This window comes from Pseudomonas sp. GL-RE-26, from assembly GCF_019956275.1.
GTDB classification, from domain to species: domain Bacteria; phylum Pseudomonadota; class Gammaproteobacteria; order Pseudomonadales; family Pseudomonadaceae; genus Aquipseudomonas; species Aquipseudomonas grandcourensis.
Map to the genome: position 1 here is coordinate 141,909 of NZ_JAHBDI010000033.1, position 25,733 is coordinate 167,641.

The following is a 25,733-nucleotide window of genomic DNA, read 5'->3' on the forward strand; positions in this document are numbered from 1 at the left end:
TGCAATTGCCGTCTATCCTTGGGGGTGTGGCGGCCAAAGCCATCTGATTACCTATTTTTTATATTGAATCCTTAAAGGAGTGCGGCACATGTCAAAAGGGCATTCGCTACAAGACCCTTACTTGAATACTTTACGTAAAGAGAAAGTTGGGGTGTCCATCTACCTGGTCAACGGTATCAAGCTGCAAGGCACGATCGAGTCTTTCGACCAGTTCGTTATCCTGCTGAAAAACACCGTCAGCCAGATGGTCTACAAACACGCTATCTCTACAGTGGTGCCGGTTCGTCCAATTCGTCTGCCTAGCGCAACCGAATCCGAAGCAGGTGATGCTGAGCCAGGTAACGCCTGATAGGAGTCTCCTTTGTTCTTTGAGCGCCACGGTGGTGGTGAGCGAGTAATCCTCGTTCACTTGGATGGACAGGACCCTGAGGCGCGCGAAGATCCGCAGGAGTTTCAGGAATTGGCTAATTCGGCGGGTGCCGAGACCGTCGCGTTTTTCAACGTGCCGCGTCATCGGCCAACCGCCAAGACCCTGATTGGCAGTGGCAAGGTCGAGGAACTGCGCGACCTGGTCAAAGCCGAACAGGCCGATCTGGTGATTTTCAATCACATCCTCACACCCAGTCAGGAACGTAACCTCGAACGTGTTTTCGAGTGTCGCGTGATCGACCGTACCGGTCTGATTCTCGATATTTTCGCCCAGCGCGCCCGTACCCATGAAGGCAAGCTCCAGGTCGAACTGGCCCAGCTTGACCACATGAGCACCCGGCTGGTTCGTGGTTGGACTCACCTTGAGCGCCAAGGTGGCGGTATCGGTATGCGTGGCCCGGGTGAAACCCAGCTGGAAACCGACCGCCGTTTGCTGCGGGTTCGCCTGCGGCAGATCAAGGGTCGGCTGGAGAAAGTGCGCAGCCAGCGAGAACAGTCGCGCCGTGGCCGATCGCGTGCGGATATTCCTACCGTGTCCCTGGTGGGGTACACCAACGCCGGTAAATCCACGCTCTTCAATAACGTGACGAAATCCGACGTCTACGCAGCTGACCAATTGTTTGCCACGCTGGACCCGACGCTGCGTCGTCTGGATATAGACGATCTGGGGCCGATTGTCCTGGCGGACACTGTGGGTTTCATTCGCCACTTGCCCCACAAGCTGGTCGAAGCATTTCGGTCTACCCTCGAAGAGTCGAGCAACTCCGATCTGTTGTTGCACGTGATCGATGCGGCCGAACCAGATCGCATGTTGCAGATCGAGCAGGTAATGGTGGTGCTCGGCGAGATTGGTGCTCAGGACTTGCCGATCCTCGAGGTCTATAACAAACTCGATTTGCTTGAAGGCGTTGAGCCACAAATCCAGCGTGACGAAAACGGCAAGCCCCAACGAGTCTGGCTTTCGGCGCGTGATGGCAGTGGTCTGGAATTGCTTGAGCAAGCCATTGCCGAGTTACTGGGCAGTGAATTGTTTGTCGGTACCTTGCGCTTGCCGCAACGATTCGCTCGACTGCGTGCGCAGTTCTTCGAACTCGGTGCGGTGCAGAAAGAAGAGCACGACGAAGAAGGCATCAGTTTGCTGGCCGTTCGTTTGCCCCGGGTCGAGTTGAATCGACTGGTAAGCCGCGAGGGATTGCAGCCGATGGAATTCATCGAGCAACACACTTTGCAATAAAAGCCTGGGAAAGCGGTTGTGCCGTGGTGACAGGCATTCTGTAGCATTGGTCGGCGCGCCGTGGGTGCGTCTTTGCTTTATCAGATGGAGAGCGCTATGGCTTGGAATGAGCCGGGTGGCAACTCGAATAATCAGGATCCTTGGGGTGGCAAGCGTCGTAACAACGGCGACCGCAAGGGGCCACCGGATCTCGACGAGGCCTTCCGAAAGCTGCAGGAAAGCCTGAACGGTTTGTTCGGTGGCGGTAAGAAACGTGGTGGCGACGACGGCGGTGGTCCGGGCAAGAGTGGCGGCTTTGGCGGCCTGCTCGGCATCGGTCTGGTCGTGTTGGCCGCCGTTTGGCTGTACAGCGCGGTTTATGTCGTCGACGAGCAGGAGCAGGCCGTGGTGCTGCGCTTCGGCAAGTACTACGAAACCGTGGGTCCGGGCCTGAACATCTACTTCCCGCCGATCGACAAGAAGTACATGGAGAACGTCACGCGTGAGCGTGCCTACACCAAGCAGGGCCAGATGCTGACTGAAGACGAGAACATCGTCGAAGTGCCGTTGACCGTGCAGTACAAGATCAGCAACCTGCAGGACTTCGTGCTGAGCGTCGATCAGCCGGAAATCAGCCTGCAGCACGCGACCGACAGCGCCTTGCGCCATGTGGTGGGTTCCACCGCGATGGACCAGGTACTGACCGAAGGTCGTGAGTTGATGGCTAGCGAGATCAAGGAGCGTCTGCAACGCTTCATGGACACCTATCGCACCGGTATCACCGTTACCCAGGTCAACGTGCAGAGCGCAGCGGCACCGCGTGAAGTCCAGGAAGCCTTCGATGACGTGATCCGTGCCCGTGAAGACGAGCAGCGTTCGCGCAACCAGGCCGAAACCTATGCCAACGGCGTCGTGCCGGAAGCTCGTGGTCAGGCCCAGCGCATCCTTGAGGATGCCAATGGCTACCGTGACGAGACCGTCTCGCGCGCCAAGGGTGAGGCCGATCGCTTCACCAAGCTGGTCGCCGAGTACCGCAAGGCTCCTGAAGTCACCCGCCAGCGTCTGTACCTCGACACCATGCAGGAAGTCTTCAGCAACACCAGCAAGGTTCTCGTGACCGGCAACAAGAACGGCCAGAGCAACCTGCTGTACCTGCCGCTGGACAAGATGGTCGAAAGTGGTCGCAACACCGGCACTCCGGTGACCAGTGCGGCAGCCACCGGCAATGAAGCGAATGCGCGTGCGGCAGCAGATCTGCAGCAACAGCAAGCACGTACCAGGGAGAGTCGCTGATGAGCAATAAATCGCTGATCGCCCTTATTGTCGGCGTCGTCGTGGCGATCGCTGCCTGGAACTGCTTCTACATCGTGGCTCAGACCGAGCGTGCGGTGTTGCTGCAGTTCGGTCGCGTGGTCCAGACCGATGTTCAGCCAGGCCTGCATGTGAAAGTGCCCTACGTTAACCAGGTGCGTAAATTCGACGCACGCCTGATGACGCTGGATGCACCGACACAACGCTTCCTTACGCTGGAAAAGAAAGCCGTGATGGTCGATGCCTACGCCAAGTGGCGCGTGAAGGACGCAGAGCGTTTCTACACCGCGACTTCCGGCCTCAAGCAGATCGCCGACGAGCGTCTGTCTCGTCGCTTGGAATCGGGCCTGCGTGACCAGTTCGGTAAGCGCACCCTGCACGAAGTGGTGTCGGGTGAACGTGATGCGCTGATGGCGGATATCACGGCTTCGCTGAACAAGATGGCCGAGAAAGAGCTGGGAATCGAAGTGGTCGATGTTCGGGTCAAGACCATCGACCTGCCGAAAGAAGTGAACCGCAGCGTGTTCGAACGTATGAGCACCGAGCGTGAGCGTGAAGCTCGCGAGCACCGCGCCAAGGGTAACGAACTGGCCGAAGGCATCCGTGCCGACGCCGATCGTCAACGCCGCGTGCTGCTGGCTGAAGCCTATCGTGAATCCGAAGAGGTTCGCGGTGACGGTGATGCCCAGGCTGCTGCGATCTACTCCAAGGCCTACGGTCAGGATCAGGAGTTCTACGCGTTCTACCGTAGCCTGCGCGCCTACCGTGAAAGCTTCGCGAACAAATCCGACGTCATGGTCCTCGACCCAAGCAGCGACTTCTTCCACTATCTGGAAAAAGCCAAGCCTTGATACGGCGTTGACCTGAATTATCCCCCGCCGGGCGGCTAAAACCTCTGGCGGGGTGATCCTTTGGGAAAACGTGTGTATGATGCGGCAGCCGGGAAATTCCCGGCTTTTTTGCGTCTGCATGTTTGATTGCTGTTTTAAAGCAGATGCCGGGCCGATTGGCTCGACAGTTTTTCGAGGAAAGTGGTTGGCGAAGCCGGTAGAAGGGCTTTTCGCTCCGTCGCTCATGCGCGTGGTTTGTGCGCAAGCCGATCATTTTCTGCTTCACTCAAGGCTCGCCGACAGGCTGGTCGCCCGGAGATAGGGGAAGGCGTAATGGCAACGGTAGACCGCTGGCTTCTGCCAGATGGCATCGAAGAAGTACTGCCACCGGAAGCTGCGCGTATTGAAATCGCGCGTCGTCAGGTGTTGGATCTGTTCCAGAGCTGGGGTTACGAGTTTGTCGTGACTCCCCATATCGAGTACCTGGAATCCCTGCTGACCGGCGCGGGCCAGGACCTGGATCTGCGCACCTTCAAGGTCATCGACCCGCAATCGGGCCGTCAGATGGGTTTCCGTGCCGACATCACGCCGCAAGTGGCGCGCATCGATGCGCATACCCTGCGCCGTGAAGGCCCAAGCCGCCTGTGCTATGCCGGTAGTGTCCTGCACGCTCAGCCTCGTGCCTTGTCGTCCTCGCGCAGCCCGATTCAACTGGGTGCCGAGTTGTACGGCGACGGCAGCCCGAGCAGCGACGTCGAAGTCATCAGCCTGATGCTGGCCATGCTGCAACTGGCCGATGTGCCGGATGTGCACATGGACCTCGGTCATGTTGGCATCTATCGCGGCCTGGCCCGTGCCGCCGGTTTGTCCGGTGAAGTCGAGCAGCAGTTGTTCGATGCCTTGCAACGTAAGGCCATCGACGAGGTCATTACCTTGACCGAAGGCTTGCCTGCCGATCTGTCGGGCATGCTGCGGGCGTTGGTTGATCTGTGTGGCGATCGTGAAGTGCTGGCTGCGGCCCGCGAGCGCTTGGCCAAGGCGCCGGCCCCTGTTCTGGCAGCGCTGGACGACTTGCTGGCGATTGCCGAGCGGCTGTCCGTGCGTTTCCCTGAGCTGCCGCTGTATTTCGACCTGGGCGAGCTGCGTGGTTACCACTACCACACCGGTGTGGTGTTCGCCGTGTTCGTGCCGGGCGTTGGCCAGTCCATTGCCCAGGGCGGTCGTTACGACGACATCGGCGCCGACTTCGGTCGCGCCCGTCCGGCGACCGGCTTTTCCACCGATTTGAAAACCCTGGTGACCCTGGGGCGTGCTGAGATCGAGCTACCGTCTGGCGGTATCTGGATGCCTGACAGTACGGATGCGGCACTCTGGCAGCAGGTTTGCCAGTTGCGCAGCGAGGGTCAGCGTGTCGTTCAGGCCTTGCCTGGACAACCTTTGGCCGCCGCCCGTGAAGCGGACTGCGACCGGCAATTGATTCAGCAGAACGGGCTTTGGCAAGTTTCGCCACTGGCTTCTTGAGTTTTCCCGCCGGCTGCCGCCGGCACCAAGTTTGCGCGAATGAGGACAAGTGTTATGGGTAAGAATGTCGTAGTCCTGGGCACCCAATGGGGTGATGAGGGCAAAGGCAAGATCGTTGATCTGCTGACCGAACATGCTGCCGCCGTAGTGCGCTACCAGGGTGGCCACAACGCTGGTCACACTCTGGTGATCGATGGCGAAAAAACTGTCTTGCACCTGATCCCGTCGGGCGTGCTGCGCGAAGGCGTGCAGTGCCTGATCGGCAACGGCGTGGTAGTTGCACCTGACGCTCTGCTGCGCGAGATCACCAAGCTGGAAGAAAAAGGTGTGCCAGTGCGCGAGCGCCTGCGTATCAGCCCGTCCTGCCCGCTGATCCTGTCCTTCCACGTTGCGCTGGACCAGGCCCGTGAAAAGGCCCGTGGCGAGCTGAAGATCGGTACCACCGGTCGCGGCATCGGCCCGGCCTACGAAGACAAGGTTGCACGTCGTGGCCTGCGTGTGGGCGACCTGCTCAACATGCCGCGCTTTGAAGACAAGCTGCGTGAACTGGTGGATTACCACAACTTCATGCTGGTGGGTTACTACAAAGAGCCAGCCATCGAATTCGACAAGACCCTGGCCGAATGCAAAGAATACGCTGAGCTGCTCAAGCCGCTGATGCTGGACGTGACTGCCGAGCTGCATGACCTGCGTCGCGCTGGCAAAGACATCATGTTCGAAGGCGCCCAGGGTTCGTTGCTGGACATCGACCACGGTACCTACCCGTACGTGACCAGCTCTAACACCACCGCTGGCGGCGTTGCTACCGGTTCGGGTGTTGGTCCTATGTTCCTGGACTACATCCTGGGCATCACCAAGGCTTACACCACGCGTGTAGGTTCGGGTCCATTCCCGACGGAGCTGTTCGACGAAGTCGGTGCGCACCTGGCCAAACAAGGTCACGAGTTCGGCGCGACTACCGGCCGTGCTCGTCGTTGTGGCTGGTTCGACGCTGTTATCCTGCGTCGCGCTATCGATGTGAACAGCATCTCGGGCATCTGCCTGACCAAGCTGGACGTACTCGACGGTCTGGAAACCATCAACATCTGCGTTGGCTACAAAGATGCAGAAGGCAAGGCCGTTGCCCCGACTGACGCTGACAGCTACGTGGGCCTGCAGCCTGTGTACGAAGAAGTGCCGGGCTGGACCGAATCGACCGTGGGTGCCAAAACCCTGGAAGAGCTGCCAGCCAACGCCCGTGCTTATATCAAGCGCGTTGAAGAGCTGATCGGCGCGCCGATCGACATTATTTCGACGGGCCCGGACCGCAACGAAACCATCGTTCTGCGCCATCCGTTTGCTTAATAAGCCGTTGATGTAAAACACAAAGGCCCCTTAATTGGGGCCTTTGTCGTTTATGCCTGTTGGACGGCATGACCTTTGCTGTGAACATAAAAAAAAGCATTGCTTCCGGCGTGCTATCAATTTAATGGCGCCAAAGCAGAGGGATTTCAGATGTCGGCCGTTCTCTCATTGTTACAAAGCCGTTTGTTGCGGCCCGTGTTCGTTACCCTTGGTATCGCCCTTTTGGTGCAGGTGCTGGTGGCTGTCGCTCTGACCCGGAGCACGGTCACCGCGCTGGAAGCCGATCTGGGCATGCGCCTGGGTGCGGACAGCCAAAAGCTTTCCGCTGAGCTTGAGCAGGCGGGGCGCGAAGTCACGTCGAGCCTCGACAGCCTCTCCACCAGCACGCGTCAACGCCTGACGGCCGGTTTGTCCTCGCGACTGAAGGACGAGCAGGCGCAGTTGCGCTCAACGCTGGAAAAAGACCTGAAGGACTCCGCCAGCGACATGGCGCAGCTTCTGGCTTCCGTCGCGCCCCGCGCCATGTGGGACAACGACGTTCCGACACTTTCCGAGTTCGCCCGCCGGGCCCAGCGCAATCCCAATGTGCTGTTCGTGGTGTATGACGACGCCACCGGCCAGCACCTGACGCGCTACCTCAACCGGGAAAACCCGATCAACAAGGCGCTGCTGGAAAAAGGCCAGGGCGAGCGTGCGCTGGACAAGGTGCTGGATGCTGCGAAGAACGATCCTTCGGTGTTCTACATCGAGGCCCCGATCAATCCTAACGGCGTAGAAATCGGCAAGGTCCTGATGGGGGTCTCGACGGCTTCGGTGGAGACTGACTTGGCGGCCCTCGACAAGCGCTTCTCGGCCTTGATCGCCAGCAGCGATCAACTGGTGGGCGACAGCCTCAAGGGCGCGGCCGCCGACAGCGCAGCGGCCATGCGCTCGCGGCTGCAGTCGGCGCAGTCCACGGCGGCTGAAATGAAGGCCAATACCACCAGCACCGTGCAGGAAGCCGCTACGACACTGCGCTGGCGCATCGGCGTGTGCCTGGCGGTGGTGGGCTTCGGTGTCCTGCTTTTGTTGGCGGTGGTGCTTGGTCGCCGAGTGGTCAATCGCCTGAAAATGCTGATCGTTGCCATGGATGACCTGGCGGCGGGCGAGGGCGATCTGACCAAGCGTGTGCAGATCAACAGCAAGGATGAAATCGGTGACATGGCCTCGGCGGTCAATCGCTTTGTGGATAAGTTGCAGCCGATCGTGCGCGAGGCGGGCGATGTAGCCCAGCGTACCGGTGTGGAAATCGGTGCCATGACCTTGCGCAACGCCGGTGCGGATGCGGCGGCTGGCATGCAGCGCGACGAGGTGGCGGAGAGTTTGCGCGCGCTGTCGCAAATGGCTGATGAAGCCCAGTCGGAAAGCCATGCCATGCAGGCGGCGCTGAAGCAGGTGGTGGACATTCGTCAGGCCACCGATGAAAACACCCGGACCTCGGCGAAAGTCGGCAGCCTGATCGAGGCGTTGGCCGGTCAGGTCGACACCGGGGCGCAAGTCATCGAGCGGCTGGCGCAACAAAGTGAACAGATTGAGGTGGTGCTGACGGTGATCCATGGCATCGCTGAGCAAACCAACCTGCTGGCGCTGAACGCGGCGATTGAAGCGGCACGTGCCGGCGAGACCGGGCGCGGGTTTGCGGTGGTGGCCGATGAGGTGCGGGCGCTGGCGAGCAAGACGCAGAGCTCCACCGGCGATATTCAGGCGCACATCGTGGCGTTGCAGCAGGGTGCGCGTGAAGCGGTGGCGGCAATCGGTCAGGCCGGGCGCCAGGCCAGTGAGGGTTTGCTGGTGCTGCGTGACAGTGCGCGGTTGCAGCAATCGGTGCAGGCATCGGTCGAGCAGGTTCATGCGGCGATCGGTCTGGCGACCCAGGCGGCGGCGCATCAGGCACAGGGCGCGCAGGCAGTGCGGGGGCGGGTCCAGACCATTCACGCCCAGGCCGAGAAAGCGGCGCAAGCTGTCGTGGAGACCACGGCGAGCGGCAAGGTGCTTGATGGTCTGGCGGCGCAGTTGAAGGCGAGCCTGGGGCAGTTCAGGGCTTAAAAGATCAAAGGATCGCAGTCTTCGGCAGCTCCACAGGGGGCTTTGCGTTTCTCTGTAGGTGCTGCCGAAGGCTGCGATCTTTTGCTTTGTCAGCGGCTCAGATACATCCGGGTCGTGAGCAAATAGACCGGCAACCCCGACACCAATATCAACAACGCTGCATAAGGCGCAGCCGCCGCAAACTCCACATTCGCGGTGTGCGCCCAGACTTCCGTCGCCAGGGTGTTCAGCCCGGTGGGGCTCAACAGCAAGGTCGCCGTCAGTTCCTTCATCGCATCCAGGAACACCAACGCAAACGCCGCCCCCAACGCCGGGAAAATAATCGGCAGCGTCACTCGGCAGAAGGCGCTGAATGACGAGGCTCCCAGTGTGCGAGCGGCCTCCTCAAGCTGCGGTGCTGCTTTGTTCAGGGCGGTGCGGATTGGCGCCTGGGCCAGTGGCAGAAACAGCAGGGCGTAGGCGATCAGCAGCAATGCCGAAGTCTGGTAAAGCATCGGCACGTAGTGCAGGGCGAAATACACCAGGGTCAGGGCAATGACCAGTCCCGGCAGCGCATGCAGCAGATACGGCAGGCGCTCGGCCCAGATCGCCAGTTGGCCTTTGTAGCGCACGACCAGCAGGCCGACCGGCACCGCCAGCACCAGGCACAGTGCAGCGCCACCCAGCGACAGTGCGAGGGATGACATCAATGCCTCGCCGATTGCCGCCACGGGAAAGGCTGCCGATGATCCCACTGCCAGCCAGTAGGCGAGCATGCCCAGCGGAATCCCGCTGCCAATGATTGCCAGTAGCAGGCAATAAAGCTGTCCCGCCACTGCCCAGGGGCCCAGTTGAACCTGTTCCGCGCGTCGCGCCGCACCTTGGCCGGTGCGTACGTGTCGACCCTTGCCGCGAACGCGCAGCTCCAGCCACAGCAACGCCAGGCACAACATCAGCAGTACGGCGGAGAGCATCGCCGCGTTGGCATTGCTGAACTCCAGCTCGAACTGCTGATAGATCGCCGTGGTGAAGGTTTGCAGGCCGATGATCGACAAGGCGCCGAACTCCACCAGCATGTGCAGGGCAATCAGCAACGAACCCGCCAGCAGCGAAGGCCAGAGCAGGGGCAGGGTGACCTTGAAAAATACGCCCCAACGATTCTGCCCCAGCGTGCGCGCGGACTCTTCGAGGGACGGGTCAAGGTTGCGCAGGGTCGCCGCCACGGGCAGAAAGATCAGCGGGTACTTGGACAGGCTCATCACCAGGATCGCCCCGCCAAGTCCCTCAAAATGAGCGCTGAGGGAAACCCAGGTGAAGCTGCTGACAAAGGCCGGAACGGCGAACGGCAGGCAGAGGATCACGCCCCACAATCGTCGGCCCGGCAGATTACTGCGCTCCAGCAACCAGGCCAGCGACAAGCCGATTACCCCGCAAACAACGGTGACCCCGATCATCAACGCGAGAGTGTTGCGCAGCAGGCCGAACACATAAGGTCGCCATAGCAAATGCAGTGCTTCTGCCCAGCCTGCCTGCCAGGCTTTCAGGCCGACATACAGCAGAGGCAGGAGGCTGAGCGCCACCAACAGCAACACGGGCAGTATCAGCCAGATAGACGGCTGCTTGCGTCGTGGTGCGTATGCGTGATGCGCGGACAGTGAGGCGCCCATCAATTCAGGCCAACGTCACGTTCCAGGTCCAGCGCTTCTTCGGCGTTGCCGAGGTCGGCAGGCGTGACTTTTGGTGCTTCCAGTTCGCTGAATGGCTTGAGCCCGCGATCTGATTCCATGCCTTTGTGCAGCGGGTATTCGGCGGTGGTCTGGGTGATCACGCGCTGGCCTTCCTCGCTGGCCATGTAGGCGAGCAATTGCTGTGCTTCCTTGGGGTGTTTGCTGGATTTGAGCACAGCAGCACTGGAAACCGTGATGAGTCCACCGACGTCGCCGCCAGTGAAGTAATGCAGTTTCGAGTCGAGCTGGCCTTTTTCACGCTGCAGGGCGAACCAGTAGTAATTGTTTACCAGCACGGTGGCGACTTCGCCATTTTCCACTGCTTTCAATGCGACCATGTTGTTGCTGTAGGTCTTGCCGAATGCGCGCAGACCGGTCAGCCATTCTTCGGCTGCGTCCATGCCGTGCACCTTGATGATCGCTACCGCTTGCTCCTGGAAGGCACCGCTGGTGGGTACGAAGCCGACCTTGCCTTGCCATTTCGGATCGGAGAATTCCATCACCGAGGTCGGCAGGTCTTTTTCATCGATCAGCTTGGGGTTGAACGCAACGACGCGCACCCGGGCAGTCACGCCAATCCAGGTGCCGTTGCCGGCGACGTATTCCTTGGGCAGAACGGCCAGCGTGGAGTCATCCGTCTTGGCCAGCAGGCCTTGTTCGCCGAGTTTGTTCAGTGGTGGCGACTCTTCGGTGTAGATCACGTCGGCGGGGGAGCGATTGCCTTCTTCGACGATCTGGCTGGCGAGCTGGTTGCTGCTGCCTTTGCGCACATTGACGTGGATGCCGGTCTTGGCTTCGAAAGCTTTGGCGACCGCGTCGCCGACTTCTTTGTGCTGGCCGTTGTAGAGGGTCAGGGCAACCGGATCGGCGGCTTGGGTGAGGGGAGTGGCCAGTGCCAGGCCGAGCAGGGTGATTGTCAAGCCGCGGCGCAGGGTATTTCGAAACATCATTCGCAGGGTTCCTCACTGTCGCATTGCAAAAACTTGCAACAATGATAAACGATATTGTTTCTCAAATGCGCGCTGCGATGTTGAAGGGCGTTTGGTAAGTGCGGTAAATGGAAGGGCTTTTGTGGCGAGGGGGCTTGCCCCCGTTCGGCTGCGAAGCAGTCGTAAACTCGGCAAATGCGGTGTAGCGAAGTATGCGCTGGCGCCGCTTCGCGACCCAACGGGGGCAAGCCCCCTCGCCACATGAATGGTGGTGGTTCGAGCATTTTCAAATGCCAGAAACGCAAAAACCCGCTTTCGCGGGTTTTTGTGAAATCCAAGGTCGTAACCTTGAATTTGAATTGGTGCCCAGAAGAAGACTCGAACTTCCACGACCTTGCGGTCACCAGCACCTGAAGCTGGCGTGTCTACCAATTTCACCATCTGGGCATTCATCTTCAGCGTTGCCGCTGTTGATGTGGCGCACTATACGGAGAGCGTTTTGATCTGTAAACCCCTGATTCTAAAAATAATAAACCAGTGGTCAAAAATGCAAAAACCCGCTTTCGCGGGTTTTTGTGTGAGCCTTGAAATTGAACTAATCTCAAGCTCGAAATTGGTGCCCAGAAGAAGACTCGAACTTCCACGACCTTGCGGTCACCAGCACCTGAAGCTGGCGTGTCTACCAATTTCACCATCTGGGCAGTATCGGCAACGTTGTCCGTCGTCGATGGCGCGCACTATACGGAGCGTCTTTTTAACTGTAAACCCCCAGGGTCAAAAAAACCTGGAAAATTTCGCCAGTGGTCTTCAAAACAGCTTTGCGGTGTCGATACAGGGCTTTAGAAGGGGCGTCTTAGCCTGAAATTTCCCGTTTCATTACGCCTATGCCAAACTAACCCGCATATAGACAAGGTGAAAACTCTCTAATGGCCGATTGGCAGTCCCTCGATCCCGAGGCCGCTCGTGAAGCGGAAAAATATGAAAACCCTATTCCTAGCCGTGAACTGATCCTTCAGCACCTTGCTGATCGAGGTTCGCCTGCTAACCGCGAGCAACTGGTCGAAGAGTTTGGTCTGACCACAGAAGACCAGATCGAAGCCCTGCGCCGCCGTCTGCGCGCCATGGAGCGCGATGCTCAACTCATCTATACCCGCCGCGGCACTTATGCGCCGGTGGACAAGCTCGACCTGATCCTGGGCCGCATCAGCGGTCACCGCGATGGCTTCGGCTTCCTGGTGCCGGACGACGGCAGCGACGACCTGTTCATGAGCCCGGCGCAGATGCGCCTGGTGTTCGATGGTGACCGTGCGCTGGCCCGGGTTTCCGGTCTGGACCGTCGTGGTCGTCGCGAAGGCATGATCGTCGAAGTGGTGTCCCGCGCTCACGAAACCATTGTCGGCCGCTACTTCGAAGAGGGCGGCATCGGTTTCGTGGTTGCCGACAACCCGAAAATCCAGCAGGAAGTGCTGGTGACGCCAGGTCGTAACGCCAACGCGCAGATCGGTCAGTTCGTCGAAGTGAAGATCACTCACTGGCCGACGCCACGCTTTCAGCCGCAAGGCGACGTGGTTGAAGTCGTGGGCAACTACATGGCGCCGGGCATGGAGATCGATGTCGCCCTGCGCACCTACGATATTCCTCACGTCTGGCCTGACGCTGTGCTCAAGGAAGCCGGCAAGCTCAAGCCGGAAGTCGAAGAGAAAGACAAAGAGAAGCGCATCGACCTGCGTCATCTGCCGTTCGTCACCATCGACGGCGAAGATGCCCGCGACTTCGATGATGCGGTCTACTGCGAAGCCCGTCCGGGCAAGCTGCGTCTGTTCTCCGGCGGCTGGAAGTTGTACGTGGCGATTGCCGACGTATCCAGCTACGTGAAACTCGGTTCGGCGCTGGATGCCGAGGCCCAGGTTCGCGGCAACTCGGTGTACTTCCCTGAACGCGTGATTCCGATGCTGCCTGAGCAGTTGTCCAACGGCCTGTGTTCGCTGAACCCGCAAGTCGATCGCCTGGCCATGGTTTGCGAGATGACCATCTCCAAAACCGGCGAAATGACCGACTACTGCTTCTACGAAGCGGTGATTCACTCCCATGCGCGTCTGACCTACAACAAGGTCAGCGCGATGCTGGAGACGCCGAAAGCCACCGAAGCGCGCAAGTTGCGCGGCGAATACACCGACGTGGTGCCGCACCTCAAGCAGCTCTACTCGCTGTACAAGGTATTGCTGGCGGCTCGCCATGTGCGTGGCGCGATCGATTTCGAAACCCAGGAAACCCGGATCATCTTCGGTTCCGAGCGCAAGATTGCCGAAATCCGTCCGACTATACGTAACGACGCGCACAAGCTGATCGAGGAATGCATGCTGGCGGCCAACGTGGCCACCGCCGAATTCCTGAAGAAGCACGAAATCCCTGCGCTGTATCGCGTTCACGATGGTCCGCCACCGGAGCGTCTGGAAAAGCTGCGCGCGTTCCTCGGCGAGCTCGGTCTGTCCCTGCACAAAGGCAAGGACGGTCCGTCACCGAAGGATTACCAGGCACTGCTGGCTGGTATCAAGGATCGTCCGGATTTCCACCTGATCCAGACCGTCATGCTGCGTTCGTTGAGCCAGGCGGTGTACAGCGCCGATAACCAGGGCCACTTCGGCCTGAATTACGAGGCGTACACCCACTTCACTTCGCCGATCCGCCGCTACCCGGACTTGCTCACGCACCGGGCGATCCGCAGCGTGATCCATTCGAAGCAGAACACCCCGCACGTTCGCCGTGCCGGTGCGATGACCATTCCGAAAGCGCGTATCTATCCGTACGACGAAGCGGCCCTGGAGCAGCTCGGCGAGCAGTGCTCGATGAGCGAGCGCCGTGCCGACGAAGCGACCCGCGACGTAGTGAACTGGCTCAAGTGCGAGTTCATGAAAGATCGCGTTGGCGAATCGTTCCCGGGTGTGATCACCGCCGTGACCGGGTTTGGTCTGTTCGTCGAGCTTACAGACATTTATGTCGAAGGCCTGGTGCACGTCACCGCGCTGCCGGGCGATTACTACCACTTCGATCCTGTGCACCACCGCCTGGCCGGTGAGCGTACCGGTCGCAGCTTCCGCCTGGGCGACACCGTGGAAGTGCGGGTCATGCGCGTCGACCTCGACGAGCGCAAGATCGACTTCGAGATGGCTGAGAAGACCATCAGCGCGCCGATCGGCCGCAAGAAGCGTGGCACCGAAAGCGCAGCACCTGCAGCGAAAGTCGAAGCAGAGCCGGCCCCGGCGAAAACCGGCCGTCGTCCTGCCAAGGAAAAGGCTGTAGAAGCCTATCGCCCGAGCGATGCGGCGGCGAAAAACGCCGAAGTGCGCAAAAGTCGTGAAATGAAACAGGCGTTGCTGGCCGGTGCGAAAAGCGGCGGTAAAGCGGCGTCTGGGGGAAAGACCAGTCGGTCGACGCCTGACAAGGCCGTCGGCGGCAAGCCAGCCAAACCGAGCAAACATCGTAAAGGCCCGCCAAAAGCGGGCTCGGCTCCAGCCAAGAGTGGCGGGGCGCGTAAACCTAAGGCCAAGCCATGAGTCAGTTGGAAAAGATCTACGGCGTACATGCTGTAGAAGCGTTGTTGCGTCACCACCCGAAACGCGTGAAGCAGATCTGGTTGGCCGAAGGTCGCAATGACCCTCGGGTCCAGACGCTGATCGAACTGGCCAACGAAAACCGGGTCCAGGTCGGCCAGGCCGAGCGCCGCGAAATGGACGCCTGGGTTGATGGTGTGCACCAGGGTGTGGTCGCGGACGTGAGTCCGAGCCAGGTCTGGGGCGAGGCGATGCTCGACGAGTTGCTCGATCGCACCGATGGCGCGCCGTTGTTGCTGGTGCTCGACGGCGTGACCGATCCGCACAACCTCGGTGCCTGCCTGCGTTCGGCTGACGCAGCGGGTGCGCTGGCAGTGATCGTGCCGAAGGACAAGTCGGCGACCCTGACTCCGGTTGTACGAAAAATCGCCTGCGGTGCGGCGGAAGTGATTCCGCTGGTTGCCGTGACCAACCTGGCGCGCACCCTGGAAAAGCTCCAGCAGCGTGGCTTGTGGGTTGTCGGTACGGCCGGTGAAGCTGAGGTCAGCCTGTATGACCAGGACCTGACCGGCCCGACCATCCTGATCATGGGTGCCGAAGGCAAGGGTATGCGTCGCCTGACCCGCGAGCATTGCGACTACCTGGTGAACCTGCCGATGGGCGGTAGCGTCAGCAGTCTCAACGTTTCCGTGGCGACGGGTGTCTGCCTGTTCGAAGCGCAGCGTCAGCGTAGCGTCAAGGCCAAGGCTGCTGCCAAGAAGTCCTGATCCACACGCGCCCCAATGTAGGAGCTGGCTTGCCAGCGAAGGCGGAGTAACATTCAGCAACTATGTTGGATGTAATGCCGCTTTCGCGGGCAAGCCAGCTCCTACAGTGTTTTTTGGCAAGGCATGAATGGGTGGCTGTTCAAATAATCACCAATTACCTTGCGCCTCCCTCGCCCCTTCTCTACAATTGCGCCCCTTGCTGTGATGGCAGGCACCAACGTGTCTAGCGTCCGCAAGTCCATAAGTGTCATTCACTCCTTGTCTGACCGCTTTTGAGCGGCAGGCTACAACCCGTAAGGAGCATTCATGCGTCATTACGAAATCATCTTTTTGGTCCACCCGGATCAAAGCGAGCAAGTCGGCGGCATGGTTGAGCGTTACACCAAGCTGATCGAAGAAGACGGCGGCAAAATCCACCGTCTGGAAGATTGGGGCCGTCGTCAACTGGCCTACGCAATCAACAATGTTCACAAGGCTCACTACGTGATGCTGAACGTTGAGTGCACTGGCAAGGCCCTGGCCGAGCTGGAAGACAACTTCCGCTACAACGATGCAGTGATCCGTAACCTGGTCATCCGTCGCGACGAAGCCGTTACCGGCCAGTCCGAGATGCTCAAGGCTGAAGAAAACCGCAGTGAGCGCCGTGAGCGTCGCGACCGTCCTGAGCACGAAGGCGCTGAAAGCGCTGATAGTGATGACAGCGACAACAGCGATAACGCTGACGAGTAATCCACGGACCTTTTAAGGAGCCAATTACATGGCACGTTTCTTCCGTCGTCGTAAATTCTGCCGCTTCACCGCTGAAGACGTGAAAGAGATCGATTACAAAGATCTCAACACTCTGAAAGCCTACGTATCCGAGACCGGCAAAATCGTTCCAAGCCGCATCACCGGTACCAAAGCTCGTTATCAGCGTCAGCTGGCCACCGCTATCAAGCGCGCCCGCTTCCTGGCCCTGCTGGCCTACACCGACAGCCACGGCCGCTGAGACCGGGCAGTCGACACGTAGCAAAGGATTGAATGCATGCGGGCCATAGCTGAGTTCATCATGCGCGGCCGTATGCAGGCCACTCTCGTAGTGGCTGGATGCGCGGCATTGCCGTTGTTGTATTGGTTGGGTGCTGCCGCCGGATGCCTTGTGCTCCTGCGGCGCGGATTGAGGGACGCCCTGGGCGTTCTTGCTCTGGGACTGCTGCCGGCATTGGCCTGGTGGCTTTACTCCGACGACCCACGGGCACTTCTGGTGCTGCTGGGGTCTGCGAGCCTTGCGTTGGTTTTGCGCGCAAGCGAGTCCTGGAACCGCGTGCTGCTGGTCAGCATAGCGATGGGAGTGGTGTTTTCAGTGGTGTTGGGGACAGCTTTTGCTCCCCAGATCGAGATGCTGGCGCAGGCTTTGATCAAAGTCATGCCGTCGCTACTCGGCGATGTCTACCAGAAGTTGTCGGTAGACGAACAAGCGCGTTTCGCGTCCCTGATTACACCGGTCCTGACCGGCCTGATTGCGGCATTGTTGCAAATCGTCAGCTTGCTGAGCCTGCTTGTCGGGCGCTACTGGCAGGCGTTGTTGTACAACCCGGGCGGTTTTGGTCGCGAGTTTCGCGCCATCCGCTTCCCGCTGTTGCCGGCGATGTTGCTGCTGGCGTGCATGCTTCTGGGGCCGAATCTCGGTTCGCAGATGGCCATGTTGACGCCGTTGTGCAGCGTACCGCTGGTGTTCGCCGGGCTGGCCCTGATTCACGGGCTGGTGGCGCAGAAGCGACTGGCCAGGTTCTGGCTGGTGGGGTTGTACGTGACGCTGTTGCTGTTCATGCAACTGATCTATCCGTTGCTGGTGGTCTTGGCCATCGTCGACAGCCTGATTGATTTTCGCGGTCGTTCGGCACCGAAAGATGCCGATAACGCGAACGGTGAAGGTTAAAAGTTAAGAGGATTTTCACATGCAACTGATCCTTCTGGAAAAAGTCACCAACCTGGGCAACCTGGGTGACAAAGTGAACGTTAAGGCTGGTTACGGTCGTAACTACCTGCTGCCTTACGGCAAAGCTACCGCTGCGACCCCAGCCAACCTGGCTGCGTTCGAAGAGCGTCGCGCTGAGCTGGAAAAAGCTGCAGCAGATCGCAAGACCTCGGCTGAAAGCCGCGCTGCCCAACTGGCCGAGCTGGAAGTGACTATCACTGCCACCGCTGGCGACGAAGGCAAGCTGTTCGGTTCGATCGGTACTCACGACATCGCTGACGCACTGACCGCCTCTGGCGTTGAAGTGCAGAAGAGCGAAGTTCGTCTGCCGAACGGCACTATCCGTAACGTAGGTGAATTCGACGTGGCCGTGCACCTGCACGCCGAAGTTGAAGCCACCGTACGCGTTGTCGTGGTAGCAGCTTAAGCAGCACTTGTCGGCTGGTACCCTCGGGTGCTTGCCGGTAACATCGGGCACGATCCTGTTTACAGGTCGTGCCCTTTGTCTTTCTGCGACCCCTGTTTTTTTATCACCAAGAATCAAGTGGCCATGAACGATATCTCCGCTCCCGAGCAATACGATCTGCAAACCGCTGCCCTGAAGGTGCCGCCGCATTCCATCGAGGCCGAACAGGCCGTGCTCGGTGGTTTGATGCTGGACAACAACGCCTGGGAACGCGTGCTCGATCAAGTGTCGGACGGCGATTTCTATCGGCATGACCACCGCCTGATCTTCCGGGCGATCGCCAAACTGGCCGATCAGAACTCACCGATCGACGTCGTGACCCTTGCCGAGCAATTGGACAAGGAAGGTCAGACCTCGCAAGTCGGTGGCCTCGGTTACCTGGGTGAGCTGGCAAAAAATACGCCGTCTGTCGCCAACATCAAGGCGTATGCCCAGATCGTCCGCGCGCGAGCGACCTTGCGGCAGTTGATCGGTATCGCCAGCGAAATTGCTGACAGCGCGTTCAACCCGGAAGGCCGTACGGCAGAAGAGATTCTCGACGAAGCCGAACGGCAGATCTTCCAGATCGCCGAGGCCCGGCCGAAAACCGGTGGCCCGGTGGGCGTCAACGACCTGCTGGCCAAAGCCATCGACCGCATCGACACCCTGTTCAACACCGATAACGCCATCACTGGCCTGTCCACTGGCTACACCGACCTCGACGAGAAGACCAGCGGCCTGCAACCGGCCGACTTGATCATTGTTGCCGGCCGTCCTTCCATGGGTAAAACCACCTTTGCGATGAACCTGGTGGAAAATGCCGTGTTGCGCAGCGATAAGTGCGTACTGGTTTACTCGCTCGAGATGCCAGGCGAATCGCTGATCATGCGTATGTTGTCGTCCTTGGGCCGTATCGACCAGACCAAGGTCCGTGCCGGCCGCCTGGACGATGACGATTGGCCGCGCCTGACCTCGGCGGTCAACCTGCTCAACGATCGCAAGTTGTTCATCGACGATACGGCTGGCATCAGCCCATCGGAAATGCGCGCACGGACCCGTCGACTGGTGCGTGAGCACGGCGACGTCGCCCTGATCATGATCGACTACCTGCAGTTGATGCAGATCCCAGGTTCCGCCGGCGACAACCGGACCAACGAGATTTCCGAAATCTCCCGTTCCTTGAAGGCGTTGGCCAAAGAGTTCAACTGCCCGGTGGTGGCGTTGTCCCAGCTCAACCGTTCCCTGGAGCAGCGCCCGAACAAGCGCCCGATCAACTCCGACCTCCGGGAATCCGGAGCGATCGAGCAGGATGCTGACGTCATCATGTTCGTATACCGGGATGAGGTCTATCACCCGGAGACCGAGCACAAAGGCATCGCCGAGATCATCATCGGCAAGCAGCGGAACGGCCCGATCGGTACGTCACGGCTGGCGTTCATTGGCAAATACACGCGCTTCGAAAACCTCGCGCCAGGTAGCTATAACTTCGACGACGAATAACCCTGTGGGAGCGGGCTTGCTCGCGAAGAGGGAGTGTCGGTCGACATCAATGTCGACTGATGTATCGCTTTCGCGAGCAAGCCCGCTCCCACATGGGTTACGCGTAATTTCCGACCATAGCCGTCGGAATTGGTTGTTTTTTGTGCTATATTCCGCGCCCGCGATTTTTCATCTCAACACCGGTCATCGTCATGCAAACAGCCAAGCCGTTATTTGACTATCCCAAGTACTGGGCCGAATGCTTCGGTCCAGCGCCATTCCTGCCGATGAGCAGGGAGGAGATGGATCAGCTCGGCTGGGACTCCTGCGACATCATCATCGTCACCGGTGATGCCTACGTCGATCACCCGTCGTTCGGCATGGCGATCATCGGCCGGCTGCTGGAGTCCCAGGGCTTCCGCGTCGGGATCATTGCCCAGCCGAACTGGCAGTCCAAAGACGATTTCATGAAGCTCGGCGAGCCGAACCTGTTCTTCGGTGTCGCGGCCGGCAACATGGACTCGATGATCAACCGCTACACCGCGGACAAGAAAATCCGTTCCGACGATGCCTACACGCCAGGTGGCATGGCCGGTAAGCGTCCGGATCGTGCGAGTCTGGTCTACAGCCAGCGCTGCAAGGAAGCCTACAAGCACGTGCCGATCGTGCTCGGCGGAATCGAAGCCTCCCTGCGCCGCATCGCCCACTACGACTACTGGCAGGACCGTGTGCGCAACTCGATCTTGATCGACGCCAGCGCCGACATCCTGCTCTACGGCAACGCCGAGCGTGCGATTGTCGAAGTCGCCCAGCGTCTGTCCTACGGTCACAAGATCGAAGACATCACCGATGTGCGCGGCACCGCGTTCATTCGTCGCGACACGCCGCAAGGCTGGTACGAAGTCGACTCCACGCGCATCGACCGTCCGGGCAAGATCGACAAGATCATCAACCCGTACGTGAACACCCAGGACACCCAGGCCTGCGCCATCGAGCAGGAAAAAGGTCCGGTCGACGATCCGCAGGAAGCCAAGGTCGTGCAGATCCTGGCCAGCCCGCGCATGACCCGCGACAAGACCGTGATCCGTTTGCCGTCGGTTGAAAAAGTCCGTGGCGATGCGGTGCTTTATGCCCACGCCAACCGCGTGTTGCACCTGGAAACCAACCCGGGCAACGCCCGTGCACTGGTGCAGAAGCATGGCGAAGTGGACGTCTGGTTCAACCCACCACCGATTCCGATGACCACCGAAGAAATGGACTACGTGTTCGGCATGCCTTATGCGCGCATTCCGCACCCGGCGTACGGCAAGGAGAAGATCCCGGCCTACGACATGATCCGCTTCTCGGTGAACATCATGCGTGGCTGCTTCGGCGGGTGCACCTTCTGCTCGATCACCGAGCACGAAGGCCGGATCATCCAGAACCGTTCCCATGAGTCGATCATTCGCGAAATCGAAGAGATTCGTGACAAGGTCCCGGGTTTTACCGGCGTGATCTCCGACCTCGGCGGCCCGACCGCGAACATGTACCGCATTGCCTGCAAGAGCCCGGAAATCGAATCCGCGTGCCGCAAGCCATCGTGCGTGTTCCCTGGCATCTGCCCGAACCTGAACACCGACCACTCGGCGCTGATCCAGCTGTACCGCAGCGCCCGTGAGTTGCCGGGTGTGAAGAAAATCCTGATCGCTTCCGGCCTGCGCTATGACCTCGCGGTCGAGTCGCCGGAATACGTCAAGGAACTGGTGACCCACCACGTCGGTGGTTACCTGAAGATCGCCCCGGAACACACCGAGGAAGGTCCGCTCAACCAGATGATGAAACCGGGCATCGGCAGCTATGACAAGTTCAAGCGCATGTTCGAGAAGTACTCCAAGGAAGCGGGCAAGGAGCAGTACCTGATTCCGTACTTCATCGCCGCCCACCCGGGCACCACCGATGAAGACATGATGAACCTGGCCCTGTGGCTCAAGGGCAACGGCTTCCGTGCCGACCAGGTGCAGGCGTTCTACCCGTCGCCGATGGCCACCGCCACCGCGATGTATCACTCGGGCAAGAACCCGCTGCGCAAGGTCACCTACAAGAGTGACGCGGTGACCATCGTCAAGAGCGAGGAGCAGCGCCGTCTGCACAAGGCGTTCTTGCGTTATCACGACCCGAAAGGCTGGCCGATGCTGCGCGAGGCACTGACCCGCATGGGCCGTGCCGACCTGATCGGGCCGGGCAAGAACCAGTTGATTCCTTTGCATCAGCCGTCGACTGACAGCTACCAGAGCGCCCGTCGCAAGAACTCGACGCCGGCCGGCAGCCACAAGGTTGCAGGGGAAAAGACCACCAAGATCCTGACTCAGCATACCGGCCTGCCACCTCGTGCCAGCGATGGCGGCAATCCGTGGGACAAGCGCGAACAGGCCAAGGCTGCGGCGTTCGCCCGCAACCAGCAGGCGGCCAAGGAGCGCAAGGACGCGGCCAAGGGCAAAGGGCCAAAGCCGACCCGTAAGCCGGTCGTGCCGCGTTAAGCCGCGCTTGAGCTGAACAGAACGCCAACCTTCGGGTTGGCGTTTTGCATTCCAGGCTTGAAAAATGTACTGGAGCTGCTGGCCTCATCGCGAGCAGGCTCACTCCTACAATGAAATGCATTCCCCTGTAGGAGCGAGCCTGCTCGCGAAGAGGCCGGAGCTGCCAACCAATTTCTGGCTGATCGCCACATTTACGTGCACCTACGTCAAACCATTTTCCTGCATCGCCCGATTTTGGTGCTGTACTGCCTCAGGCAACCGAAGAAAGCGCCAGCGCTGCTGGATGGCATAAGTCTTGCGCGCTTTCCCATACGCTCAAGGCTCGCAGGAGGCACGCCGTGTCGATTCATGTCGCATTGCACCACGTCACGCATTACCGCTATGACCGCGCTGTCGAGCTCGGCCCGCAGATCGTTCGCCTGCGCCCCGCTGCTCACAGCCGCACGCGGATTCTGTCCTATGCGTTGAAAGTCTCTCCTGAGCAACACTTCATCAACTGGCAGCAGGACCCTCAGGGCAATTACCTGGCGCGACTGGTGTTCCCGGAAAAAACCGAAGAATTGCGAATCGAAGTCGATCTGCTGGCCGAAATGGCGATCTTCAATCCGTTCGACTTTTTCCTTGAGCCTTACGCGGAAAAGATCCCCTTCGCCTATGCCGCGGATGAGCGCAAGGAGCTGGCGCCGTATCTGGAAACCCTGCCCCTGACGCCGAAGTTCAAGGCCTACCTGGACGGCATCGACCGCACACCGTTGCCCGCCGTGGACTTTCTTGTCGCACTCAACCAGCGTTTGAGCGAAGACATCGATTACCTGATCCGCATGGAGCCCGGCGTACAAACACCTGAGCACACCCTCGACCAAGCCTCCGGCTCGTGCCGTGACTCCGCGTGGTTGCTGGTGCAACTGCTGCGCAACCTGGGGCTGGCGGCGCGTTTTGTGTCGGGCTACCTGATCCAGCTGACCGCCGACGTCAAAAGTCTCGACGGTCCGTCAGGAACCGAAGTGGATTTCACCGACCTGCATGCCTGGTGCGAGGTGTACTTGCCCGGAGCGGGCTGGATCGGCCTGGATGCGACCTCCGGGCTGTTTGCCGGTGAAGGACACATTCCGTTGGCCTGTAGTCCCGATCCGTCCTCTGCGGCGCCGATCAGTGGCTTGGTGGAACCGTGCGAGTGCGAATTCAGCCACGAAATGTCCGTGGAGCGGATTTGGGAGGCTCCACGGGTCACCAAGCCCTACACCGACGACCAGTGGCTGGCGATCCAAACCCTGGGCCGACAGATCGATGCCGACTTGCTGGAAGGCGATGTGCGCCTGACCATGGGCGGCGAGCCGACCTTTGTGTCCATCGATGACCCGGATGGCGCCGAGTGGAATACCGCGGCACTGGGGCCGGATAAACGGCGGTTGTCCGCCGAACTGTTCCAACGCATGCGTAAACACTACGCGCCCCAGGGGTTGGTGCATTTTGGGCAGGGCAAGTGGTACCCCGGCGAGCAACTGCCGCGCTGGTCGCTCAATTGCTACTGGCGCCGTGACGGTGTGCCGATCTGGCACAACAGCGCGCTGATCGCCGACGAACAGGAAGACTACGGCGCCGACGGGGCGCTGGCCGGGCGTTTTCTGGCGAGTGTCGCCGAACGGCTGAAGATTCCGACACGCTTTGTGTTTGCGGCCTACGAAGACAATTTCTATTACCTCTGGCGCGAAGGCATGCTGCCGCAAAACGTCAGCGCCGAAGACTCGCGTCTGGAAGAGCCGCTGGAACGAGCACGCCTGCGCAAAGTGTTCGGCCAAGGCCTGGACAAGATCATTGGTCAGGTCCTGCCGCTGGCGCGCACCGCCAAGGGCGATCAGTGGCAGAGCGGGCGCTGGTATCTGCGCGACGAGCACTGCCGACTGGTGCCGGGAGACTCACCGCTGGGGTATCGCTTGCCGTTGGGCTCGCAACCCTGGGTGAAAGCGGCGGAGTATCCGTTTATCCATCCGCAAGACCCGAATCAAGACTTCCCGCCGCTGCCCGACACCGCGCAACTGCAAAGCCAAAGCGAAGCTGCCGAGGTGCAGGAGCGCGCACCGAAGATCGACGAATCCGCCGACTGGCTGACCCGCACCGCCTTCTGCGCCGAAGCGCGGGATGGCCGGTTGTACCTGTTCATGCCGCCGCTGGAGCGTGTCGAGGATTACCTCGAACTGGTCGCTGCCATAGAAGCCACCGCCGAAGAGCTGATGTGCCCGGTGTTGCTGGAGGGCTATGAGCCGCCGAGCGATCCACGCCTGAGCAACTTCCGCATCACCCCGGATCCGGGGGTGATCGAGGTCAACGTGCAGCCGTCCGCGACCTGGGATGAGTTGGTCGAGCGCACCGAATTTCTCTACGAAGAAGCGCGCCAGACCCGGCTGACCACCGAGAAATTCATGATCGACGGCCGGCATACCGGCACGGGCGGCGGTAACCATTTCGTGTTGGGTGGCGCGACTCCGGGGGACTCGCCGTTTCTGCGTCGCCCGGATCTGCTGCGCAGCCTGATCAGCTACTGGCATAACCATCCGTCCCTTTCCTACCTGTTTTCCGGATTGTTCATCGGCCCGACGTCCCAGGCGCCCCGTGTCGACGAAGCGCGCAACGATGCCTTGTACGAACTGGGGATCGCTTTCGCGCAGATGCCTGAACCGGGTGAGGAATGTCCGCCATGGCGGGTGGATCGACTGCTGCGCAATCTGCTGATCGATGTGACCGGCAACACCCACCGCGCCGAGTTCTGCATCGACAAACTCTATTCGCCGGACGGTGCCACCGGGCGCCTCGGATTGCTGGAGCTGCGTGCATTCGAGATGCCGCCCCATGCGCGCATGAGCCTGGCGCAACAGCTGTTGCTGCGGGCGCTGGTCGCGCGGTTCTGGCGCGAGCCTTATGCGCCGCCGAAACTGGCGCGCTGGGGCACGGAGCTGCACGATCGCTTCCTGTTGCCGCACTTTATCGAGCAAGACTTCGCCGATGTCATCGTCGACCTCAACGCCGCCGGTTATCCGGTACGGGCCGAATGGTTCGCCGCGCATCTGGAGTTCCGCTTCCCCAAGGTCGGCGACTACGCCGTCAGTGGCATTGCACTGGAGTTGCGTCAGGCGCTCGAGCCTTGGCACGTGCTGGGCGAAGAGGGCGCCATGGGCGGTACGGTGCGTTACGTGGATTCGTCGCTGGAGCGTTTGCAGGTCAAGCTCAGCGGCTTGCCGCCCCAGCGATATCTGCTGACCTGCAACGGCATTCCGGTGCCATTGCAGCCCACCGGGCGTGTAGGCGAATTCGTCGCGGGCGTGAGATTTCGTGCCTGGCAACCGGCCAACTGCCTGCAACCGACGATTCCGGTCCACGCGCCTCTGGTGTTCGACCTGCTCGACACCTGGATGCAGCGCTCGCTGGGTGGTTGCCAGTACCACGTCGCCCATCCGGGCGGGCGCAACTACGACAGCTTGCCGGTCAATGCCAATGAAGCGGAGAGCCGGCGAATGGCGCGTTTCTTCCGCATCGGACACACACCGGGGAAACTTCCTATACCCAATCTGGAAATCAGCGACGAGTTGCCGATGACACTCGATTTGCGACGTTTCTAAACCGTACGCGACGCTCGGATTTTTCGTATATCCGGG

18 protein-coding genes and 2 tRNA genes are annotated in these 25,733 nt (G+C 60.1%); 16 read left to right on the forward strand and 4 right to left on the reverse strand.

Translation table 11 applies throughout. From position 1 onward, the window contains the following. The first annotated feature begins 88 nt into the window (after positions 1–88). The 7 genes from hfq to KGB07_RS19915 all read left to right on the forward strand — a co-directional run bounded on the left by hfq (position 89) and on the right by KGB07_RS19915 (position 8,733). Complete coding sequence (gene hfq / locus KGB07_RS19885; protein ID WP_007902656.1) at positions 89–349, forward strand: RNA chaperone Hfq; 261 nt, start codon at positions 89–91, stop codon at positions 347–349. A 12-nt stretch (positions 350–361) separates the two neighbouring features. Continuing rightward, on the forward strand, positions 362–1,663 hold the full coding sequence (gene hflX, locus KGB07_RS19890) for a ribosome rescue GTPase HflX (RefSeq protein ID WP_046039823.1): 1,302 nt from the start codon (positions 362–364) through the stop codon (positions 1,661–1,663). A gap of 96 nt (positions 1,664–1,759) precedes the next feature. Beyond that, positions 1,760–2,935, forward strand: coding sequence for an FtsH protease activity modulator HflK (hflK, locus tag KGB07_RS19895; protein WP_046039825.1), 1,176 nt, complete (start codon positions 1,760–1,762; stop codon positions 2,933–2,935). Continuing rightward, on the forward strand, positions 2,935–3,804 hold the full coding sequence (gene hflC, locus KGB07_RS19900; protein ID WP_046039827.1) for a protease modulator HflC: 870 nt from the start codon (positions 2,935–2,937) through the stop codon (positions 3,802–3,804). Before hflK ends, hflC begins: the two co-directional genes overlap by 1 nt. A gap of 312 nt (positions 3,805–4,116) precedes the next feature. Further along, positions 4,117–5,304 carry an ATP phosphoribosyltransferase regulatory subunit gene (locus KGB07_RS19905; RefSeq protein WP_046039828.1) on the forward strand — a complete coding sequence of 396 codons (1,188 nt, stop codon included), beginning with the start codon at positions 4,117–4,119 and terminating at the stop codon, positions 5,302–5,304. A 54-nt stretch (positions 5,305–5,358) separates the two neighbouring features. After that, the gene (locus tag KGB07_RS19910; protein WP_046039830.1) at positions 5,359–6,648 is read left to right on the forward strand and encodes an adenylosuccinate synthase; all 1,290 of its coding nucleotides are present in this window, start codon (positions 5,359–5,361) and stop codon (positions 6,646–6,648) included. Positions 6,649–6,798: 150 nt separating this feature from the next. After that, positions 6,799–8,733, forward strand: coding sequence for a methyl-accepting chemotaxis protein (locus KGB07_RS19915; RefSeq protein WP_046039831.1), 1,935 nt, complete (start codon positions 6,799–6,801; stop codon positions 8,731–8,733). A gap of 89 nt (positions 8,734–8,822) precedes the next feature. On the opposite strand, the gene KGB07_RS19920 is transcribed toward KGB07_RS19915, so the two are convergent. The 4 genes from KGB07_RS19920 to KGB07_RS19935 form a co-directional block, all read right to left on the reverse strand. Continuing rightward, the gene (locus KGB07_RS19920) at positions 8,823–10,379 is read right to left on the reverse strand and encodes an ABC transporter permease (RefSeq protein WP_223466337.1); all 1,557 of its coding nucleotides are present in this window, start codon (positions 10,377–10,379) and stop codon (positions 8,823–8,825) included. Next, a complete protein-coding gene (locus KGB07_RS19925) occupies positions 10,379–11,389 on the reverse strand; it encodes an extracellular solute-binding protein (RefSeq protein WP_223466338.1) in 1,011 nt (336 codons plus the stop codon). The genes KGB07_RS19920 and KGB07_RS19925 overlap by 1 nt, the downstream gene beginning before the upstream one ends. 339 nt (positions 11,390–11,728) lie before the next feature. Continuing rightward, positions 11,729–11,815: transfer RNA gene (locus KGB07_RS19930), tRNA-Leu, on the reverse strand. Positions 11,816–11,982: 167 nt separating this feature from the next. Next, positions 11,983–12,069 (reverse strand) — tRNA-Leu (locus tag KGB07_RS19935). Between the two features lie 225 nt (positions 12,070–12,294). On the opposite strand from KGB07_RS19935, the gene rnr reads away from it, so the two are divergent. The 9 genes from rnr to KGB07_RS19980 all read left to right on the forward strand — a co-directional run bounded on the left by rnr (position 12,295) and on the right by KGB07_RS19980 (position 25,697). Then, positions 12,295–14,922, forward strand: coding sequence for a ribonuclease R (gene rnr / locus KGB07_RS19940; RefSeq protein WP_223466339.1), 2,628 nt, complete (start codon positions 12,295–12,297; stop codon positions 14,920–14,922). After that, the gene (gene rlmB, locus KGB07_RS19945) at positions 14,919–15,686 is read left to right on the forward strand and encodes a 23S rRNA (guanosine(2251)-2'-O)-methyltransferase RlmB (protein ID WP_046039836.1); all 768 of its coding nucleotides are present in this window, start codon (positions 14,919–14,921) and stop codon (positions 15,684–15,686) included. Before rnr ends, rlmB begins: the two co-directional genes overlap by 4 nt. 306 nt (positions 15,687–15,992) lie before the next feature. Next, positions 15,993–16,415, forward strand: a complete 423-nt coding sequence (gene rpsF, locus KGB07_RS19950; RefSeq protein WP_008048087.1) for a 30S ribosomal protein S6 — start codon at positions 15,993–15,995, stop codon at positions 16,413–16,415. Between the two features lie 28 nt (positions 16,416–16,443). Further along, a complete protein-coding gene (gene rpsR, locus KGB07_RS19955; RefSeq protein ID WP_002551829.1) occupies positions 16,444–16,674 on the forward strand; it encodes a 30S ribosomal protein S18 in 231 nt (76 codons plus the stop codon). Positions 16,675–16,710: 36 nt separating this feature from the next. After that, the gene (locus KGB07_RS19960) at positions 16,711–17,604 is read left to right on the forward strand and encodes a hypothetical protein (protein ID WP_223466340.1); all 894 of its coding nucleotides are present in this window, start codon (positions 16,711–16,713) and stop codon (positions 17,602–17,604) included. Between the two features lie 19 nt (positions 17,605–17,623). Continuing rightward, positions 17,624–18,070 (forward strand): 50S ribosomal protein L9, encoded by a 447-nt coding sequence (gene rplI, locus KGB07_RS19965; RefSeq protein ID WP_046039839.1) that lies wholly within the window; start codon positions 17,624–17,626, stop codon positions 18,068–18,070. Between the two features lie 123 nt (positions 18,071–18,193). Continuing rightward, positions 18,194–19,588, forward strand: coding sequence for a replicative DNA helicase (gene dnaB, locus KGB07_RS19970; RefSeq protein ID WP_046039841.1), 1,395 nt, complete (start codon positions 18,194–18,196; stop codon positions 19,586–19,588). Positions 19,589–19,779: 191 nt separating this feature from the next. Further along, a complete protein-coding gene (locus tag KGB07_RS19975) occupies positions 19,780–22,083 on the forward strand; it encodes a YgiQ family radical SAM protein (RefSeq protein ID WP_046039843.1) in 2,304 nt (767 codons plus the stop codon). Between the two features lie 338 nt (positions 22,084–22,421). Next, a complete protein-coding gene (locus KGB07_RS19980) occupies positions 22,422–25,697 on the forward strand; it encodes a DUF2126 domain-containing protein (RefSeq protein WP_223466341.1) in 3,276 nt (1,091 codons plus the stop codon). Positions 25,698–25,733: the final 36 nt, after the last annotated feature.

Bases quoted from the DNA above. Each gene is read 5' to 3' on its own strand.
- KGB07_RS19915 (WP_046039831.1), top strand. From the start codon at position 6,799: ATGTCGGCCGTTCTCTCATTGTTACAAAGCCGTTTGTTGCGGCCCGTG.
- rnr (WP_223466339.1), top strand. From the start codon at position 12,295: ATGGCCGATTGGCAGTCCCTCGATCCCGAGGCCGCTCGTGAAGCGGAA.
- dnaB (WP_046039841.1), top strand. From the start codon at position 18,194: ATGAACGATATCTCCGCTCCCGAGCAATACGATCTGCAAACCGCTGCC.
- hflC (WP_046039827.1), top strand. From the start codon at position 2,935: ATGAGCAATAAATCGCTGATCGCCCTTATTGTCGGCGTCGTCGTGGCG.
- KGB07_RS19910 (WP_046039830.1), top strand. From the start codon at position 5,359: ATGGGTAAGAATGTCGTAGTCCTGGGCACCCAATGGGGTGATGAGGGC.
- rpsR (WP_002551829.1), top strand. From the start codon at position 16,444: ATGGCACGTTTCTTCCGTCGTCGTAAATTCTGCCGCTTCACCGCTGAA.
- rplI (WP_046039839.1), top strand. From the start codon at position 17,624: ATGCAACTGATCCTTCTGGAAAAAGTCACCAACCTGGGCAACCTGGGT.
- KGB07_RS19925 (WP_223466338.1), bottom strand. From the start codon at position 11,389: ATGATGTTTCGAAATACCCTGCGCCGCGGCTTGACAATCACCCTGCTC.
- KGB07_RS19960 (WP_223466340.1), top strand. From the start codon at position 16,711: ATGCGGGCCATAGCTGAGTTCATCATGCGCGGCCGTATGCAGGCCACT.
- rpsF (WP_008048087.1), top strand. From the start codon at position 15,993: ATGCGTCATTACGAAATCATCTTTTTGGTCCACCCGGATCAAAGCGAG.
- hfq (WP_007902656.1), top strand. From the start codon at position 89: ATGTCAAAAGGGCATTCGCTACAAGACCCTTACTTGAATACTTTACGT.
- KGB07_RS19975 (WP_046039843.1), top strand. From the start codon at position 19,780: ATGCAAACAGCCAAGCCGTTATTTGACTATCCCAAGTACTGGGCCGAA.
- rlmB (WP_046039836.1), top strand. From the start codon at position 14,919: ATGAGTCAGTTGGAAAAGATCTACGGCGTACATGCTGTAGAAGCGTTG.
- KGB07_RS19920 (WP_223466337.1), bottom strand. From the start codon at position 10,379: ATGGGCGCCTCACTGTCCGCGCATCACGCATACGCACCACGACGCAAG.
- KGB07_RS19905 (WP_046039828.1), top strand. From the start codon at position 4,117: ATGGCAACGGTAGACCGCTGGCTTCTGCCAGATGGCATCGAAGAAGTA.
- hflK (WP_046039825.1), top strand. From the start codon at position 1,760: ATGGCTTGGAATGAGCCGGGTGGCAACTCGAATAATCAGGATCCTTGG.